The organism is Acinetobacter sp. FDAARGOS_559, assembly GCF_003940475.1.
Classification (GTDB): domain Bacteria; phylum Pseudomonadota; class Gammaproteobacteria; order Pseudomonadales; family Moraxellaceae; genus Acinetobacter; species Acinetobacter baumannii.
The window spans coordinates 262,014-279,981 of sequence record NZ_RKJG01000005.1 but is presented as its reverse complement, the minus strand read 5'-3'; the positions used below and the strand labels follow the sequence as shown (position 1 = coordinate 279,981).

Below are 17,968 nucleotides of genomic sequence, written 5' to 3'. Positions count from 1 at the left end.
CCTTGCCAAAAGCTATAACAACACAGCTTAAAACATTTAACGCAGCTTGATCGCCGTAAGGCTTTGTCAGGCTTTAGCTCGTTATTACTTAAAACTTCGAACAATTAAAACTTGAGATGTGCTGGGCACAGTCTTTACGGCTTTGCTATGCCTTTTTTCTCCCAAAAAAGCCAGCAGTTTTTATATCTCATTTATATACAACAAAAATTTAATTTATAACGGTAAAAATATGCCAAATTTAACTCTCCCAACACGTGCATTAAAAGTTGTAAATACATCAATTGAGTTATTTCACCGCCGCGGTTTTCATATTGTGGGCGTCGACAGACTTGTAAAAGAATCCGAAATTACCAAAGCAACTTTTTATAACTACTTTCACTCTAAAGAACGGTTAATTGAAATCTGCCTAATGGTGCAAAAAGAACGACTCCAAGAAAAAGTGGTTGCTATGGTCGAATACGACCACGACACAAACGCAATCGACAAACTCAAGAAACTCTATGTTCTACATACCGATGTAGACGGGCTGTACTACCTGTTATTTAAAGCCATTTTTGAAATCAAAAATACCTACCCAAATGCATATACAACCGCCATAAGATATAGAACATGGCTCATCAATGAAACCTATAGTCAGCTTAGAGTACTTAAACCCGATGCTTCCTTTACCGATGCCAAATTATTTTTATATTTAATTGAAGGCGCCATTATTCAGCGTTTAAGTTCAGATGAAGTTGATGAAAGAATGGTTGAGGTGTTTTTGAGGGGGATGGGGTGATTATTAGCTGATTGGTTGTTTAACTAGTAATCTTCGGTAATTTGAGTATATTGTTTTTGTAATCTTCTTTTATTTCAGGAATATCAAAGAGAATGACCGATAACCACGTTGCTAGTATACGTCGATTTGCTCCCTATTCCTCAAATGAACTTAAAAATTCCAATTCTCTATCTGTTGGGTGGAAGAAGGAAAGTGGAATAAATTGGGAAAATATTAATAACTGTCAATGTGTGGTTATATTGGGCGAGGGGAAATGTGGTAAAACTTTTGAGTTTCAGCGACAACATCAATTATTGAAGAGTAAAAAAAAGTTTTCATTTTTTATACCTTTAGAGCTACTTCAGGATCATGAACTTTTTGATGTTATTACTGTTGAAGAAGAGGAAGAATTTGAATTCTGGAAAGAAGGTTCAATGACTGATACTGCTACTTTCTTTCTAGATGCTGTAGATGAATTAAAATTACGCCAAGGCACACTTCGCAAAGCATTGAGAAAAATTAAACAGGCTATTGGAAATGCACTTTCACGTTCTAGATTTTATATATCCTGTCGACCAAATGACTGGAATGAGGAGTTGGACTATAGAGCCCTTTCTACGTTAGTGGTTCAAGAAAATTATCATAGACATGAGGGTGAGTTTGTAGATGGTGAGAAAGTATTTAATACTATTATTTCTCATGAAAAATCTGATAAGTTCGAGAGGGAAAATAAATTATTAAATGAACCTATTCAAGTCCTAGCATTACTTCCATTTAATCGACATGAAACAGTAGAATTTGCTAAATCATATGCTCCTGATCATGCGGGAATATTTGAACATTATTTAGAAGAAAAAGAATTATGGCACCTTTATCGTTTACCGTATGAAATTATTTCGGCACTAGCCCAACTATCTACTGAAGAAAAATTGGGAAATCTTGAAGAACAACTTCAATTTGGAATTAAACAAAAAGTTCGGGCAGTATCTGCTAAGAAAAGAAACTTGTTAAGTGAAGAAAAGGCACTTGAAGGTGTTGAGCGCTTAGCCTTAGCTCTTTTTATGATGAAGCGAAGATCAATTCATTCAGAAATTTCTACTTATACTGTAGATATGATTAACATTAGTGAAATACTCACCGATTGGACTTATGAAGAGCGATGTGAGCTACTTGGAACCCCACTTTTTGATCCGACCGGTGTAAATGCCTTTCGATTCCATCATCGCTCTACTCAGGAATATTTAGCTGCAAAGCGTCTAAAAAAAATTAGAGAGCAAGGACTTAGTACAAGAGACTTATTTAGACAGCTATTTGTGAATGTCAAAGAAGAAAAAATTGTCATACCTAGTATGGAACCTCTTGTAGCATGGATGGCTCTGTGGTATCCGGACATTTATTCTGAGGTGAAAATTCGAGCACCATCATTGATGTTTCGGCAAGGTTTACCAGCATTATTGTCAATTGAATATCGAGAAGAGCTCATTTGTAAATATGTTGAAAAATTTGCTAGTAATAGCAAATGGTGTGGTGTGGGTATTAGTCATACTGAATTAAAGCGTATTGCAACGCCTGAGTTAGCTACTGTAGTCCGAAATTTATGGCCACAAGCCTATACGGGATATGATACCCGTGAACTTCTTCTAGAACTCATTTACTTAACTCCTATGAATGATTGTATAGATTTGGCCTGGAATGCTTTATTTGATGACAATCTTCCCTCCCAACATAGACTATATGCAGCATGGAGTGTGCTCGAGTTTGGAGATCTAGAACAAAAGCAAAAAATTGGAAAGGCAATAGTACATGGAGGATGGCCTGAACAATTAGTTCGAAATATCTTACCCAACCTTATGCCTCATGCTGTTACAGAAGTTGAGTTTTTCAACCTTGTCAAAACACTAGATGAAGTGCCAAATAATGTCCATGGGTTAGGCTATCAACTTTTTCAAGCTGTAAAATCAGAGTCGCTAACAAATGAACAGAGGATCTATTTAAGAGATAACTTTGCTGAAACAATATGGATTCATCGTAATAAAGATTGTGAAGTGTATGACGCCCATTCAAAATACGATCATTTTGTTGATGCCGTAATTTACTCATGTTTAAAAACACTCCCTTCTGGCCCCGAAGATATTCGACAATGGGCATGGTGCCTTACCATCGCTTTTCATTTTGGTGAGCATCGAAGAAGTATTGTGGCTCGGACAGAAATTGAAGAGTTGCAAGATTTATTGTCTAAAGACATCCTATTAAGAGAAGCTTACTACTGGGCATGTTTGAGACTTGTAGAGGAATTGGCAGAAGAGATCAAATCTCTTAACAATACTTACTTACTTGATTATGACGACGTATTACATCCTTTTACTGATAATGATATACCATGGTTAATGAATGCCTTTATTAGTAATGATTCAACTAATAAAAAAAATATAGCATTTCAAAAATTACTTCAATTTATAGGAAGTGAAAAAAATCCTCAGTTAGCGCAAAAAATGATGGAACTAACATTCGGCAAAGAAGAATATTGTATTCAGCTCGAAAGAATACTTAACCCACTTCCAACGTTGCCTAGTGAACTCGAAATTAAATATCAAAAGCTGGCGTTAGAGAATAAAGAAAAAGAAGAAGAACGAATTAAGGGATGGAAAATATGGAGAGAAAAAGTTTTAAGTAGTGATACCTTTTTTTTACATGAGGAGGAGTTAGAAAATACTCTCTACAATGTGTTTAAAATTTTAAGACAAGTAAAGCATCTTGATGAATGGGGACCATGGGACTCTAAGCTTATTGAGACGGTATTCTCGCTAGAATTTCTTGAGGCTTTAAGGTCTAAAATGTCAATTTTCTGGAAAAATGCTGAAGTTGCATTATATAGTGAACGAAGTAAGGCGTCTAAGAATACTTTTTCTTATGAAAGTTTAATGAGCCTTACAGCAGTGAAGTGTTGTTCGGAAAAATCGAATTGGGCAGAGAGCTTATCTCATGATGAAGCTGTTAAAGCAGTTAGAATTTCTACAATTGAGCTAAATGGCTTTGCTGATTTTCTGTCTAAATTAGAAATAGTGCACCCTTCAGCTATTGAAGAGGTCTTTACTAGTGAAATCCACGCACAAATTGAAGATTTTCTAGAGTTAGAGAAATTACCAATATTTCAAGACATTTTATATTCAAAGTTTCAGCTAGTTAAAGAAGTTGCTCTTTCTACTCTTATGAGTAAACTTGATGCAATCGCTGGATTAATAATGAAAGGCTATCTTAGTGAGTTACACCATATTTTTGAACTTGTTGCATCATATGGTTCTACTCAATGTAAAGAAGCTTTTATAAATTTAATAAATAATTATTTGGATACTTCACAAATCACAACTGATGAGAGAAATTCAGGCGTGGTGATCTTAGCTTCACTTGATTTAGATAAAGCTTGCAATAGGGTTATACAATTTAGTGAGGATAGAAGTGAAAGTGCTGCTGCGTTGTTTACTATAGTATTTGGTGATCGTTATAGGGGCAAACAACTATCATTTGAAGAAATAGAGCCTATCCGTAGACTGAATATCTTGAAAGAATTAGTGATTCGTTCGTATCAGATTGTAAAAGAAATGGAACATAATCAAAATGAAGAAGAGTCATATCAACCTAATATACGAGATGATGCTAAGCTAGCAGGTGGATATCTACTAGAATGTCTTTCAAAAACTCAAGTGGTAGGCACAATATCCGTTCTATATGATTTATCATCTCTTCCTGAATTTAGTCACTTAAGTAGTCGATTGAAACAAATGGCTATTGAACTTGCATCTAGAATTTCAGAACCTCAAGCTATGAGTGCGTCAACTTTTAATAAATTCGATAGAGAATTAAATTATTCACCCTATGACGATGCTTCACTTTTTACAGTGATGAATAATCGTTTAGATGATTTTGAATACCACTTATTGAATGATGAGCAAAGTATTATTGATACTCTTCGAAAAGTTGAAGGCGAAACTGAGCTGCGTCGCTTTATTTCATATTGGCTTCAACAAAATAGTCGAGGTGTCTATACCGTAACGCAAGAAGCTGTAGTAATTACAGAAAAGAGAACTGATATTAGATTACTACCCACTGCTATGGATAAGTATGCAGCAATTGAATTAAAGCTTGATGATAATCGAAACAAATGGACTGGAGCAGATTTAAAAGTAGCATTGGTTGACCAACTCGTTGGTCGATATTTGAATCATGAACGATGTTACGTTGGTTGTCTTCTTATTGGTATGAGAAAGACTCGCAAATGGGAAAATCCAGAAACAAAAGAGAAGATGAACCTTAATGAAACTGTGAATTGGCTTCAAGGAATTGCATACAAAATAATGGATGAGCGCCCAGAGCTTTATATTTCTGTCAAAGGAATAGACTACTCTATAGTTGCTAATGAGTAATATGACAATGGTTCTTTGGATCAAGGCTAAAACTTGAATTTTTTCATTTTTAACTAAAAGTGTATCAAAGTTAAAACTGAATAAATTTTTTAATATTCATAATATTACGGGGTATGAATAATAAAAAATAGAGCTTTCTAGGTCCTTTTTTATCTAAGGTTTTAATTGATGGAAACATTATAACAATCTTAAAAGTTTAAATGTTATCCAATTTGAAGACCAGTTTTGGAAATTATCTATAGTATTTCTAAATCTATTACTTAATTGACGTTCACTTAAAGCTAACTTTATGATTAATTATTAAATTTTTCATAGATGATTATTAACTTAATAAACTAAATAAGTTTAAAATGTATTTTTAGACCATAGATCATTTTGACATCTTTTTTAATATTTTAAATTGAGTTCGTTAGGTATAAAGATGCCAACAGTTATTGTAGAAAATGATATTTCCCAATGGGATGATTTAACCGGTGAGGTTTATCATTTTCCTAAAAGATATAAGGACTTGCTCTTAACTGGTGAAAAAGTTATTTATTACAAAGGCAGGATGAAAGATAAAAAATTTTGAATCTCGTCGACTAAGTAAGTTTCCTCATTACTTTGGGATCGCTGAGATAGGAGATGTTATTTCCATCAATAACGACAAAGAACTTTTAGCGGAAATTATTAATTTTAGGCCTTTTATTCAAGCAGTTGATTTTCAAATAAATAATGAATATCTAGAAAAAATTCCTAAAAATAAGGAAAAGAATTATTGGAGAGATGGTGTACGAAAGATTGATGATGATACTTACAATGCAATTATAAACCTGGCGAATTTAGGACCTATTTCAAAAACAAAAACACTATTATCTAATGAGGATAGCCAAAGTTTTGAATCTGGAGTAGAAGGTAAACCATCTCTACAAATTACTACTAAGTATGAAAGAGATCAAAAGCTTAGAAAACAAGCAATTTTAATTCATGGCTATACATGTGTTGCATGTGGCTTTAATTTTGAAGAATTTTATGGTGATTATGCGAAAGGATTTATCCATATCCATCACATAGAGCCGCTTTTTTCAGTAGGTGAAAAAGTAGTAAATCCTGAGACGGATCTAGTCCCATTATGTGCAAACTGCCATGCTGTTATCCATCGAAAAAGAGATAAAACATTAACAGTCGATGATCTACAAAAAATGATTAAGAGGAATGTGGTGTAAGTACATACAGACTCAACTTTATGATTAGCGAATAAAATAAACACGGATATCTCAAAAACATCCGTGTCCGAAAAGACCTAAAATGAATTTTGGTTTTTCTCTGCCAAGAGCATGGTTTGTTTAAGCTGTTTACGGTTGAAACCTAGAAACTCAATCACATTTCTAAACAATGCGGGTGCTTTAGCAATCGGAGTATTTATTTTAGGTACAACAGTCATATCTTTACGCCGTTCTATGCTCTCAACTACGCCCGAGACAACTTCCTCAATAGAGATATATTTCCAAATACCCGAGTTACCTTTCCACACAGCTTTACCTGCTGGGTCATTTTGAATATTGTCCATTAATGGTGTTTTAAAGAAAGTTGGATGAATGCTACCAACGCTTATATTTAAATATTTTAATTCTAGTCGAAGGCTATCGCATAAAGCCCAAACGCCTGCTTTACTCGAAGTATAGTGAGTGTTTAATGGGGAGTGAACGAAAGCTGCCATTGAAGATACAGCCAGTAAGTATCCCTGAGTTTGTTTTACATACGGTATAGCTGCGCGAAAAGTACGAAATACTCCAGTCAGGTTAATATCGATGGTTCGCTCAAATGTTTCAGGAGCCATATGTTCTAGTGCTTCTGTTGTAGCTATGCCAGCATTTGCAATCACCACGTCAATTTTACCGAAGTGTTTAGCTGCTTTTGCCATAGCCGTTTCTAGGCTTTCCAAAGAGCGTACATCGGCTACCCAACCTGCGGCAATGCTTTGCCCACCTAGCTGTTTTGCCTGACTTTCAACTTTGTTAAGGTCTAAATCTAGGAGTGCTAATTTTGCGCCTTTGGCTTGTAATGCTTGGGCAATCGCAAGTCCTAGTCCACCTGTTGAACCTGTAATTACGACAACTTTATCTTTTAATTTGTATTTAGACATATCAGATTTCCAGACATTTTTATAAATGAGCTTTAAGGCAATGGATTATTTCTGGGCAGGTTTAGATTCACTTTCAAGTTGTTGAAGTAATCCCTGCAATTTCTTGTGGCGTATAACCATTGCATCACTAGCTGCATTAAACATTCCGCGTAATATCGAGAACGGAACCCAGCGCACTGGAGCAAAAATCCGTGGCTGTCGGCGCTGTACACCTTTTACAATTGCTTGCGCCATATATTCCGGAGAAATAGGCTTGCGTAACCATGCTGGAAATGCTGCTTCAATCATCTTCGTTACAGTTGCGTTACCCCCAAAGGCGACCTTAGCGATTGGTGTTGCTGTCCAGCCCGGATAGACAACACTAGCGGTTGCGCCAGTATATGCAATTTCTGTACGGAGACAGCGTCCGAGCATTTCTACTGCCGCCTTTGAAGCGGCATATGGAGCGTTTGCCATTCCATTGACGAAGCAATAAACAGAAGAGGTTATGAGGATTTGTCCTTTGTTACGGGTCACCTCTGGTAAGGCAGCACGGACTGTGCGCCAGACACCCAGTAAATCAACTTCAACAATCTTATCGAACTCAGCTTCATCACAGCTAGCAATTGTCGAAGCACCATCACGCCATGAGATACCTGCATTGGCGAAAGCTATATCAAGGTGTCCAAAGTGTTTTATTGTTTTCTGGACTACATCTTTTGTGGCTACTGCATCAGTAACGTCTAGCGCTAATGGTAAAACACGAGACGCCTCAAATTCAGATGCAAGTTTATCTACAGCTTCCTGTTGCATATCGGTGAGTACCAAGTTTGCACCTAATGCATAAAATTCACGGGCTGTTGCTGCACCAATTCCTCCAGCGGCTCCTGTAATTAAAACAACTTTTTTGTTCAGGTCATATTTCATGGACTTTCTCCAAATATTTTAAATTTACTGTTACTTGACTGGAACGATGCGTTTAAGAAAGTCGATCTGATCACGAACAACACGCTCAAAAGCTTCTCCAACGTAAATTTCAAAATGACCATCGGCGTAGTGCTTAATTTCATGATTGGGTGTATGGCTCGCATGACGCAATGTTGTTTTTGAGGGCGCCACCGAGTCGGTATCACAGACACAAAACAACACAGGCGCTTGAATACGTGATGTCTTACGGCCCGGGTAATAGCGTATGATGTCGAGTACAAAACGTGCAGCGACATAGTTTGGAATATTTGAATCTGAAGGCATGAGTGCGAGATAGCCTGAATAAGCATCAGGTGCATTCATTAATGCTGTATATCCTAATGGTGCTGCAAGAGGTACCATGACTGGCTTGGCGCCGAGTATTGATCCAATCTTGTTTTTTAAAGCGAGTCCCGTGAGCTTGAGGGTCGTTATCGGGTCCATTGCCATGCTAGATGAGAAACCATCAGTGAAGGGGCATTGTGATATAACAGCAGCAAGTCGATTATCCTCAGCAGCTGTTGCCAGCACATGGCCTCCACCGAAAGAAGTTCCCCATATAATTACGCGGTTTGGGTCAATTTTTTCTAGACTACGTGCATAGGCAATAGCGGCTTTCCAGTCTTCGAGCTGACTTTTTATATCTAGTAATTGTCGAGGTTGTCCTTCGCTATCACCAAAATAGCGATAATCAAACACTAAACAAGCATAACCCTCTGCCACAAAGCGCTCTGCAAAAGCTGTTAAACGCATTCTACGAGTACCACCCAGACCGTGCGCCATTACAATAATTGGTGTAGTGGCCTCGGTCGCTGGACGATATAAATAGGCGCTGCATTTCATGCCATTTGAATTAAACTGAACATCAAGTGGTGCTTGGGGCACATTATTCAGACTTTTACCCATCGTATTTTTCTCAATATTGGCTATAACGCTATCTTCTGAAAAATAATGAGATAGGGCTTGATGAAAGCTGCCATATTGCTTGACACTTTGCGCCAAAATTTGGATTGAGTAGGTGTGTTTAGTCATTTGCTTTTGTTTAAAAGCTTTAAGTACACTAATTGATAATTGGCGCCAAATTAGAACTATACGGAATGAATGGATTGAATAAGCCGTTATATAGAAGAAGGATTTCTGAAATCTATGTTCAGTTATTATTTGAATATCTGGAAAAACTAGGACATGACCCAGAAAAGGTATTGGGTGAACCGTGGCCTAAAGCAGATTCAAATCATTTAGAAGGCGTAGATATCGATCATTGGGAAAGTCTTCTCATTATTGCCAAAGATTATTTAAATGACCCTTTCATTGGTTTACATGTAGGTCAAACCATTACAGCTCAGCATCTAGGTGTTTTAGGGTCAGTATTTCTTGCTTGTGAAAATCTGGGGGCAGTTTTAGAAAGGTTTGAGCGATATCAGCGGCTTGTCTATGATGTTTATCCAGCCACTGTTCGTATTTATACTGAATATGTAGAGCTTTCATGGGATACAAAAGGTGAGCAAGTCGGCCCTTTATCGGACGAAACTGGCCGTACCGTTATAGTTCAATTTTGCCGTAGTCTCATTAGAGGAAAAGAAAGACTTAAAGAAATACATTTTATTCATGAACAGCCTGAAAATGTTCAGCCTTATGAGGAGTATTTTGGTTGTCCTGTGCTTTTTGAGCAACCCGTGGCACTTATGCGTTTTGATAAGGAAATCTTAAGTCTACCGCTTAAAAACTCCGACGCCGCCTTAGTTGCCATACTTGAAAAACATGCCGACAAGTTACTGGCAAGTCTGCCACATATTGATGAAATTACAGATCAAGTTCGTAAACAGATTGCTTACTTACTTCATCAAGGCGAACCCAGTATTGAACAGCTTGCAGAGCGATTAAATTACTCACGTAGAACCTTGCAACGCCGTTTAACTGAGGCAGGTACGAATTTTCGGAAAGAATTAAATACTGTCCGTTACGAATTGGCAAAATCGTATTTAAAAGATCTAAGGCTACAAATTATAGAAATAGCTTTACTGTTAGGTTATGCCGAGCACAGTCCATTTACACGGGCTTATAAAGAGTGGTCGGGTAAAACACCACAACAAGCTAGAGAAGAAATGAATGAGTTAAGGTAGAACTTTCATACTATAAGTTCTACCTTTTAGCTCTATAAAAATGCTTTAAAAAAGATATGCAGATGTTTTGAGTGTTCATTCATCGTTTAATGCACATTCAAAATTACTTGGGTTTTCTTTACATCTTACTTTTTTCAAAAAGTTCATCATTTTTGGGTCGTAGATACCTGCTTTGGTTAGCTGTATACGAGCCTCGCGCATCATTTTCATATAGTTTAATTGTTCATTTTTAGGAATATCCATCCAATATTTTGAAGGAATATCACTTTCATATTTGGCAATAATACCAAATGTTCTATTGAGTTGGCTGGCTACCCAAGTTCGAGACTTTTGCCCAAAACCCGCAGGGAATTGGTCTTTACGAATAATGAAGTTTGCTGAAATTTGAGTCAAAGGAAAACGAACAATTGCTCCTTTCTCACCTAAACCTTTGTAGAGTTCAAAAGGTTTAAACGCAACAATAGGAGCGGGCACAATATCAATTTCATGGTTATTAAATTTTGCACCGGCATTGGTAACGTCTACCGATACAGCCTGACCACCGACATGTTGAACAAGCTTTGGTTGCGCTTCATCGTATTTAAATACCCCAATTTTTTTACCGGCAGCTTTGGCGAGAGTATTTATACTTCTATCATTTACAAATAAATAGGCTGGTCCAATTGTGCCTAAACCTGCAATTTCATAAGGACCTACCACCATGTTTTTTGCGGCCATTGGTGAAGACAACAGCTTATAGGCATTAATTGCCGTTTTCATATTTGTTAATGCACCAACAGCATCTAAAGATCCTGTATATTTATTAAACTGACGGCCACGTAAACCGCTAATAATAGCGCCATCACATTTTCCAACTTTCAAATCTTCAGCAGCTACACGTTCATCAACATATGCTTTTAAAGATAGATCAGCTCCCCAATTTTTGGCTTCAAGTGCATAATCTTTGGCTAAAGCGAAAGCGTCTCCCGATTTACCAATTGGGTCAAACACACAGACGACTTGTTGTTTGGCATAAAGAGTTGTTGTTAAACATGTACTTGTAATAAGTAAAATAGTTTTAAAACGATCCATATCTAGTTATCCATTATTTAAATTATAAAAATTATTTTATAAATCTTGGTAAGGTTAGATATGGCATTTCAATAAAAATTTTAAGTGAAAAAGTCAAAATAGAACTTAGGGTCAGGAGGTTATTTAGTTATTCATAGGAATTTTTATGGTAAAAACACTTTTCGAGCCTTGATTGCTATATTGAATAGTACCTTTCAGTGCCACAATAATTGCATGTACAACAGCAAGACCTAAACCTGTGCCGCCAAATTCTTTATTCCTTGATTCTTCTAATCTAAAGAAAGGCTTAAATAAATCGTCTTGGAACTCGGTTGCAATGCCGGGGCCTTCATCTTCAATTTTTAATATCCAGTTTTGTGATACCACTTCCGAGGAAATTTTAAGTTTGCCTGCATTTGAATAGCGAATCGCATTATCAATTAAAGCAATTAAAACTTGCTCAATACGACGGCGGTCGCAATATACAGGAGTGGACGTTAGGTCAAGTTCTGGTATTAGCTTAGCTTGATCCAAACGATCTTCAAATGCTTTAAGAACTTTTTCAACTACCGCCTTAAAGTCAAACAATTCATAATTTAACCGGAGTTGCTGGTTCTCTACTAAGCTTAAAGTCCGTAAGTCTTCGACTAAGTAAGATAAACCTTCAACTTGATTTAAAAGGCTTTTAAATAGGACTTCATCAGGTTTAAAAACGCCATCAATAATTCCCTGTAAACGACCTTGTAAGATCGTTATAGGCGTTCTTAACTCATGTGCGATGGCTGCATTCCAAACCTGCGCATTTTTGACAGAAACCTCTAGCTTTTGAGCCATATCATTAAAATTATATAAAAGCTCCGACATTTCAGCGGAGTGAATTCTATTATCGTAAGCTCTAGCAGAGAAGTCGCCGTGACTAATTTTTTTTGCTGCTTCGGCTAAGAAGTTAATTGGCACAATAAAACGCTTTGCAAGGCGCATGCCAATCACTAATGAAATAATACAGCCGCAAAAGATAACAGTGGCTAACCAGATCCAGTCTACAAAATGAAAACTAGTCCAATCTTCTTGTTGAAATGAGCTTAAACTAATCCAGCCTTTTTCAATCGCATAGTTATAAATCACATAACCCAGTACTACAGAAAATAGCGTAACGCTTAAATTCACAATAGTTAAGGCAATAAAAAGTTGCTTACTAATTCCTAACTTACTTTTCATAAAATATTCCCTAGCTATTTTTTAATATTATTTAGGCGTCATCTTTTACAGCTAGGGGATTATCTAGCCTATATCCCACGCCACGCACATTAATTAACATTTGAAATATGCCTTGTTCTTCTAGTTTTTTTCTCAGCTTACTTACATGGCTATCTACGGTTCGCTCTAGTGCATCGCTATCATTCATGCAGTGATTCATAAGTTCTCCACGCGTAAAAACTTTATGAGGCTGGTCAATCATGAATGAAATAATTTTATATTCAGTTAGCGTCAGATTAAGCAAGATCTTCTTGTTCTCTGAGAGTATATAAACGCTATGAGTGTCGGTATCAATTTCAATATTTTTATAGAGTTTATTTTTATTAGTTGCTTTGTTTGCAAACTGAGTTCTTCTTAGGACTGCCTGAACTCTAGCGACGACTTCATTTGGGTTAAAAGGCTTCACCACAAAGTCATCTGCACCTATGCGTAATGCCATAACTTTATCAATATCTTGATCTAGCGCCGTCAGCATGATTACGGGAGTCTGAGCTTTTTGGCGTATTTTATTTAATACTTCCCAACCGTTTAATTCGGGTAATTTAATATCAAGTAAGATTAAATCGATGGGTTGGCTAGCGTGCAATTCAATCGCTTGCTTTCCATTCATAGCCCGAATAACACTCATGCCTTCACGTTTTAAATAATTTTCAATAATGTCGCCAATATCGTAGTCATCTTCTACCACAAGAATAACTTTATCTTGGCAATCAAAAGAAAAAGAATGATCAAACATAGAAAATCTGGCTATAGAAAGTGCTTAAACTCATCATACGCTAAATTATCGGTATTTCTCCACACTTACTCCACACTTTAGTGATTATCCTTACACACTCATCAAAAATAATACGAACATCAAAAACTCACTAGGTTTGGATAGTATGCAAAAGCATCTTTTACTTCCTTTATTTTTATCTATTGGGCTGATATTACAGGGGTGTGATTCAAAAGAAGTCGCTCAAGCTGAGCCACCACCGGCTAAAGTCAGTGTATTAAACATTCAACCGCAATCGGTAAATTTTAGTGAAAATCTTCCTGCACGTGTACATGCATTCCGTACGGCGGAAATCCGTCCGCAAGTCGGAGGTATCATTGAAAAGGTTCTATTTAAACAAGGTAGTGAAGTTAGAGCAGGGCAAGCCTTATATAAAATTAATTCCGAGACATTTGAGGCCGATGTAAATAGCAATAGAGCTTCTCTCAATAAAGCTGAAGCTGAGGTAGTAAGACTCAAAGTTCAGCTAGAACGTTATGAGCAGCTGTTACCAAGTAATGCAATTAGTAAGCAAGAAGTAAGTAATGCCCAAGCTCAATATCGTCAGGCTCTAGCCGATGTCGCTCAAATGAAAGCATTGCTGGCTAGACAAAACCTGAATCTGCAATATGCAACAGTTCGAGCGCCTATTTCTGGGCGTATTGGGCAATCTTTTGTCACTGAAGGTGCATTGGTCGGTCAGGGCGATACTAATACGATGGCAACCATTCAACAGATTGATAAAGTCTATGTTGATGTTAAGCAATCAGTTAGTGAGTATGAACGCCTACAAGCTGCGCTACAAAGCGGAGAATTATCAGCAAATAGTGACAAAACCGTTCGTATTACCAATAGTCACGGGCAACCTTATAACGTCACAGCAAAAATGTTGTTTGAAGATATTAATGTTGACCCGGAAACGGGCGATGTCACATTCCGTATTGAAGTTAATAACACTGAACGAAAATTACTTCCGGGCATGTATGTGCGTGTCAATATTGACCGTGCTTCTATTCCTCAAGCGCTATTGGTTCCGGCGCAAGCGATCCAACGTAATATCAGTGGCGAGCCTCAGGTATATGTCATCAACGCCCAAGGTACAGCGGAAATTCGTCCTATCGAAATTGGACAGCAATATGAGCAGTATTACATCGCCAACAAGGGTATAAAGGTTGGAGACAAAGTTGTTGTTGAAGGTATTGAGCGTATTAAGCCAAATCAAAAATTGGCATTGGCAGCATGGAAAGCACCAGCCGTGGCAAATCATGTTTCAAGTGTAGAAACCAAAACTTCTATAGCTGAGGGGGCGCAACCATGATGTCACAATTTTTTATTCGTCGTCCCGTTTTTGCTTGGGTTATCGCGATCTTTATTATTATATTTGGATTGCTGAGTATTCCTAAACTGCCAATTGCACGTTTTCCAAGTGTAGCCCCGCCACAGGTGAATATTAGTGCGACTTATCCTGGTGCTACAGCTAAAACCATTAACGATAGCGTTGTAACCTTAATTGAGCGCGAATTATCGGGTGTAAAAAATCTACTCTACTATAGTGCGACAACAGATACCTCTGGTACAGCAGAGATTACCGCTACGTTTAAACCGGGCACAGATGTGGAAATGGCTCAGGTCGACGTTCAAAATAAAATCAAGGCTGTAGAAGCTCGCTTACCGCAAGTCGTACGTCAGCAAGGTTTACAGGTTGAGGCTTCATCGTCCGGGTTTTTAATGCTGGTCGGGATTAACTCTCCAAATAATCAATATTCCGAAGTTGATTTGAGTGATTATTTGGTTCGAAATGTTGTAGAAGAGCTAAAACGTGTCGAAGGTGTAGGGAAGGTTCAATCTTTCGGTGCCGAGAAAGCTATGCGTATTTGGGTCGACCCGAATAAGCTTGTTTCTTACGGTTTATCGATTAGTGATGTGAATAATGCCATTCGTGAAAATAATGTCGAAATTGCACCCGGCCGACTTGGTGATTTACCAGCTGAAAAAGGCCAGCTCATTACTATTCCGTTGTCGGCTCAAGGGCAATTGTCTAGTCTCGAGCAATTTAAAAATATCAGCTTAAAAAGTAAAACTAACGGTAGCGTAATTAAATTATCTGATGTTGCCAATGTAGAAATAGGTTCACAAGCATATAACTTTGCCATTTTGGAAAATGCTAAGCCTGCTACCGCGGCAGCAATTCAGTTAAGCCCGGGTGCTAACGCCGTGAAAACTGCCGAAGGTGTTCGAGCAAAAATTGAAGAATTGAAGCTAAATTTACCGGAAGGCATGGAGTTTAGTATTCCTTACGACACCGCGCCGTTTGTCAAAATTTCAATTGAAAAGGTAATACATACATTACTTGAAGCCATGGTTCTGGTTTTCATTGTGATGTATCTGTTTTTACATAATGTCCGCTATACGCTTATTCCAGCGATTGTGGCGCCTATTGCCTTACTCGGTACTTTTACCGTGATGTTGCTTGCCGGCTTTTCAATTAACGTACTCACCATGTTCGGTATGGTACTTGCTATCGGGATTATTGTCGACGATGCCATTGTTGTCGTTGAAAACGTAGAAAGAATTATGGCGACAGAAGGATTATCGCCTAAAGATGCAACCTCTAAAGCAATGAAAGAGATTACCAGCCCGATTATTGGTATTACGCTGGTATTAGCGGCAGTATTTTTACCTATGGCATTTGCGAGTGGTTCTGTAGGGGTAATCTATAAACAGTTTACCTTGACCATGTCAGTATCTATTTTATTTTCAGCGCTATTGGCACTTATTTTAACACCGGCACTTTGTGCCACAATTTTAAAGCCAATCGATGGGCATCATCAGAAAAAGGGCTTCTTTGCATGGTTTGACCGTAGTTTCGATAAAGTCACTAAAAAGTATGAATTGATGCTGCTTAAAATCATCAAACATACAGTTCCAATGATGGTAATCTTTTTAGTAATTACCGGTATTACCTTTGCCGGAATGAAATATTGGCCAACAGCATTTATGCCAGAGGAAGATCAAGGCTGGTTCATGACTTCGTTCCAACTACCTTCAGATGCAACCGCTGAGCGTACTCGGAATGTAGTCAATCAATTTGAAAATAATTTGAAAGACAATCCCGATGTAAAAAGTAATACCACCATTTTGGGATGGGGTTTTAGTGGCGCAGGACAAAATGTTGCTGTGGCTTTTACGACACTTAAAGACTTCAAAGAGCGAACTAGCTCTGCATCTAAGATGACAAGCGACGTTAATTCTTCTATGGCGAACAGTACGGAAGGCGAGACCATGGCCGTTTTACCACCCGCTATTGATGAGTTAGGTACTTTTTCAGGTTTCAGTTTACGTTTACAAGACCGCGCTAACTTAGGTATGCCTGCTTTACTGGCTGCTCAAGATGAACTTATGGCAATGGCAGCCAAGAATAAAAAGTTCTATATGGTTTGGAATGAAGGGTTGCCACAAGGTGACAATATTTCTTTAAAAATTGACCGTGAAAAGCTTAGTGCACTTGGTGTTAAGTTTTCTGATGTTTCAGACATCATCTCTACATCAATGGGTTCAATGTATATCAATGACTTCCCTAATCAAGGACGTATGCAACAAGTCATTGTACAAGTTGAGGCTAAATCACGTATGCAATTGAAAGATATCTTGAATCTGAAAGTCATGGGGTCAAGCGGTCAATTAGTCTCGTTATCAGAAGTTGTAACGCCACAATGGAATAAGGCACCACAACAATATAATCGTTATAACGGACGACCATCTTTGAGTATTGCTGGTATTCCTAACTTCGATACGTCATCGGGTGAAGCAATGCGTGAAATGGAACAGCTGATTGCGAAATTACCGAAAGGTATTGGCTACGAGTGGACAGGTATTTCCTTACAGGAAAAGCAGTCTGAATCACAAATGGCCTTTTTACTTGGTTTATCCATGTTAGTGGTTTTTCTTGTATTAGCTGCACTCTATGAAAGCTGGGCAATTCCACTTTCTGTGATGCTCGTTGTGCCACTCGGTATTTTTGGAGCAATCATTGCCATTATGTCTAGAGGGTTAATGAATGATGTGTTCTTCAAAATCGGGCTAATTACCATTATTGGTCTATCGGCAAAGAATGCAATTTTGATTGTTGAATTTGCGAAAATGCTGAAAGAAGAAGGTATGAGTTTGATTGAAGCTACTGTTGCCGCAGCCAAACTTCGCTTACGGCCAATTCTGATGACATCACTTGCATTTACCTGTGGTGTAATTCCATTGGTAATTGCCTCTGGTGCAAGTTCTGAAACTCAACATGCTTTAGGTACAGGAGTTTTTGGCGGCATGATTTCAGCAACCATTCTGGCTATTTTCTTTGTTCCCGTGTTTTTTATCTTCATTCTGGGTGCAGTAGAAAAGCTATTTTCCTCTAAGAAAAAAATCTCATCTTAAGTTCAATGCATCAGGGGAAATACTCAATTTCCTCTGATGCATTTTTACTGATCTGAATGAGAGAATATTACTAACTAATAAATGTCAGCCATTTATAGTCTTTGGGGTTTT

General features: G+C 37.6%; 13 protein-coding genes. 7 read left to right on the top strand and 6 right to left on the bottom strand.

All coding sequences use genetic code 11. The annotated features are described in order from the left end of the window. Nucleotides 1-229: 229 nt before the first annotated feature. From EGS71_RS02750 to EGS71_RS22905, 4 genes are all read left to right on the top strand, one after another. Nucleotides 230-778, top strand: coding sequence for a TetR/AcrR family transcriptional regulator (locus EGS71_RS02750; RefSeq protein WP_002004508.1), 549 nt, complete (start codon nt 230-232; stop codon nt 776-778). A 92-nt stretch (nt 779-870) separates the two neighbouring features. Further along, a complete protein-coding gene (locus tag EGS71_RS02745; protein ID WP_000131509.1) occupies nt 871-5,178 on the top strand; it encodes a hypothetical protein in 4,308 nt (1,435 codons plus the stop codon). 421 nt (nt 5,179-5,599) lie between these two features. After that, nucleotides 5,600-5,749, top strand: a complete 150-nt coding sequence (locus tag EGS71_RS22735; protein ID WP_002010087.1) for a hypothetical protein — start codon at nt 5,600-5,602, stop codon at nt 5,747-5,749. Next, nucleotides 5,736-6,383 carry an HNH endonuclease gene (locus tag EGS71_RS22905; protein ID WP_319822702.1) on the top strand — a complete coding sequence of 216 codons (648 nt, stop codon included), beginning with the start codon at nt 5,736-5,738 and terminating at the stop codon, nt 6,381-6,383. The genes EGS71_RS22735 and EGS71_RS22905 overlap by 14 nt, the downstream gene beginning before the upstream one ends. A 77-nt stretch (nt 6,384-6,460) precedes the next feature. Here the strand turns inward: EGS71_RS22905 and EGS71_RS02735 are convergent, their stop codons facing one another. From EGS71_RS02735 to EGS71_RS02725, 3 genes are read right to left on the bottom strand one after another with little or no spacing between them, the layout of a single operon-like run. After that, complete coding sequence (locus EGS71_RS02735; protein WP_000049722.1) at nt 6,461-7,303, bottom strand: SDR family NAD(P)-dependent oxidoreductase; 843 nt, start codon at nt 7,301-7,303, stop codon at nt 6,461-6,463. 45 nt (nt 7,304-7,348) lie between these two features. Beyond that, nucleotides 7,349-8,209, bottom strand: coding sequence for an SDR family NAD(P)-dependent oxidoreductase (locus EGS71_RS02730; protein WP_000872855.1), 861 nt, complete (start codon nt 8,207-8,209; stop codon nt 7,349-7,351). Between the two features lie 30 nt (nt 8,210-8,239). Next, nucleotides 8,240-9,154 (bottom strand): alpha/beta hydrolase, encoded by a 915-nt coding sequence (locus tag EGS71_RS02725; RefSeq protein WP_025464662.1) that lies wholly within the window; start codon nt 9,152-9,154, stop codon nt 8,240-8,242. Between the two features lie 191 nt (nt 9,155-9,345). Between EGS71_RS02725 and EGS71_RS02720 the strand changes: the two genes are divergently transcribed. Beyond that, nucleotides 9,346-10,371 carry an AraC family transcriptional regulator gene (locus EGS71_RS02720; RefSeq protein ID WP_001013801.1) on the top strand — a complete coding sequence of 342 codons (1,026 nt, stop codon included), beginning with the start codon at nt 9,346-9,348 and terminating at the stop codon, nt 10,369-10,371. A 75-nt stretch (nt 10,372-10,446) separates the two neighbouring features. On the opposite strand, the gene adeT1 is transcribed toward EGS71_RS02720, so the two are convergent. The 3 genes from adeT1 to adeR all read right to left on the bottom strand — a co-directional run bounded on the left by adeT1 (nt 10,447) and on the right by adeR (nt 13,414). Continuing rightward, nucleotides 10,447-11,442, bottom strand: coding sequence for a putative multidrug efflux protein AdeT1 (gene adeT1 / locus EGS71_RS02715; protein WP_000373601.1), 996 nt, complete (start codon nt 11,440-11,442; stop codon nt 10,447-10,449). Between the two features lie 123 nt (nt 11,443-11,565). Further along, a complete protein-coding gene (gene adeS / locus EGS71_RS02710; protein WP_000837453.1) occupies nt 11,566-12,639 on the bottom strand; it encodes a two-component sensor histidine kinase AdeS in 1,074 nt (357 codons plus the stop codon). 31 nt (nt 12,640-12,670) lie between these two features. After that, nucleotides 12,671-13,414: an efflux system response regulator transcription factor AdeR gene (gene adeR, locus EGS71_RS02705; protein ID WP_000459551.1), complete on the bottom strand. Its 744-nt coding sequence runs from the start codon at nt 13,412-13,414 to the stop codon at nt 12,671-12,673. A gap of 145 nt (nt 13,415-13,559) precedes the next feature. On the opposite strand from adeR, the gene adeA reads away from it, so the two are divergent. Both adeA and adeB read left to right on the top strand, forming a co-directional pair. Beyond that, the gene (gene adeA / locus EGS71_RS02700; protein WP_001169080.1) at nt 13,560-14,750 is read left to right on the top strand and encodes a multidrug efflux RND transporter periplasmic adaptor subunit AdeA; all 1,191 of its coding nucleotides are present in this window, start codon (nt 13,560-13,562) and stop codon (nt 14,748-14,750) included. Beyond that, on the top strand, nt 14,747-17,857 hold the full coding sequence (gene adeB, locus EGS71_RS02695) for a multidrug efflux RND transporter permease subunit AdeB (RefSeq protein ID WP_025464954.1): 3,111 nt from the start codon (nt 14,747-14,749) through the stop codon (nt 17,855-17,857). Before adeA ends, adeB begins: the two co-directional genes overlap by 4 nt. Nucleotides 17,858-17,968 lie beyond the last annotated feature (111 nt).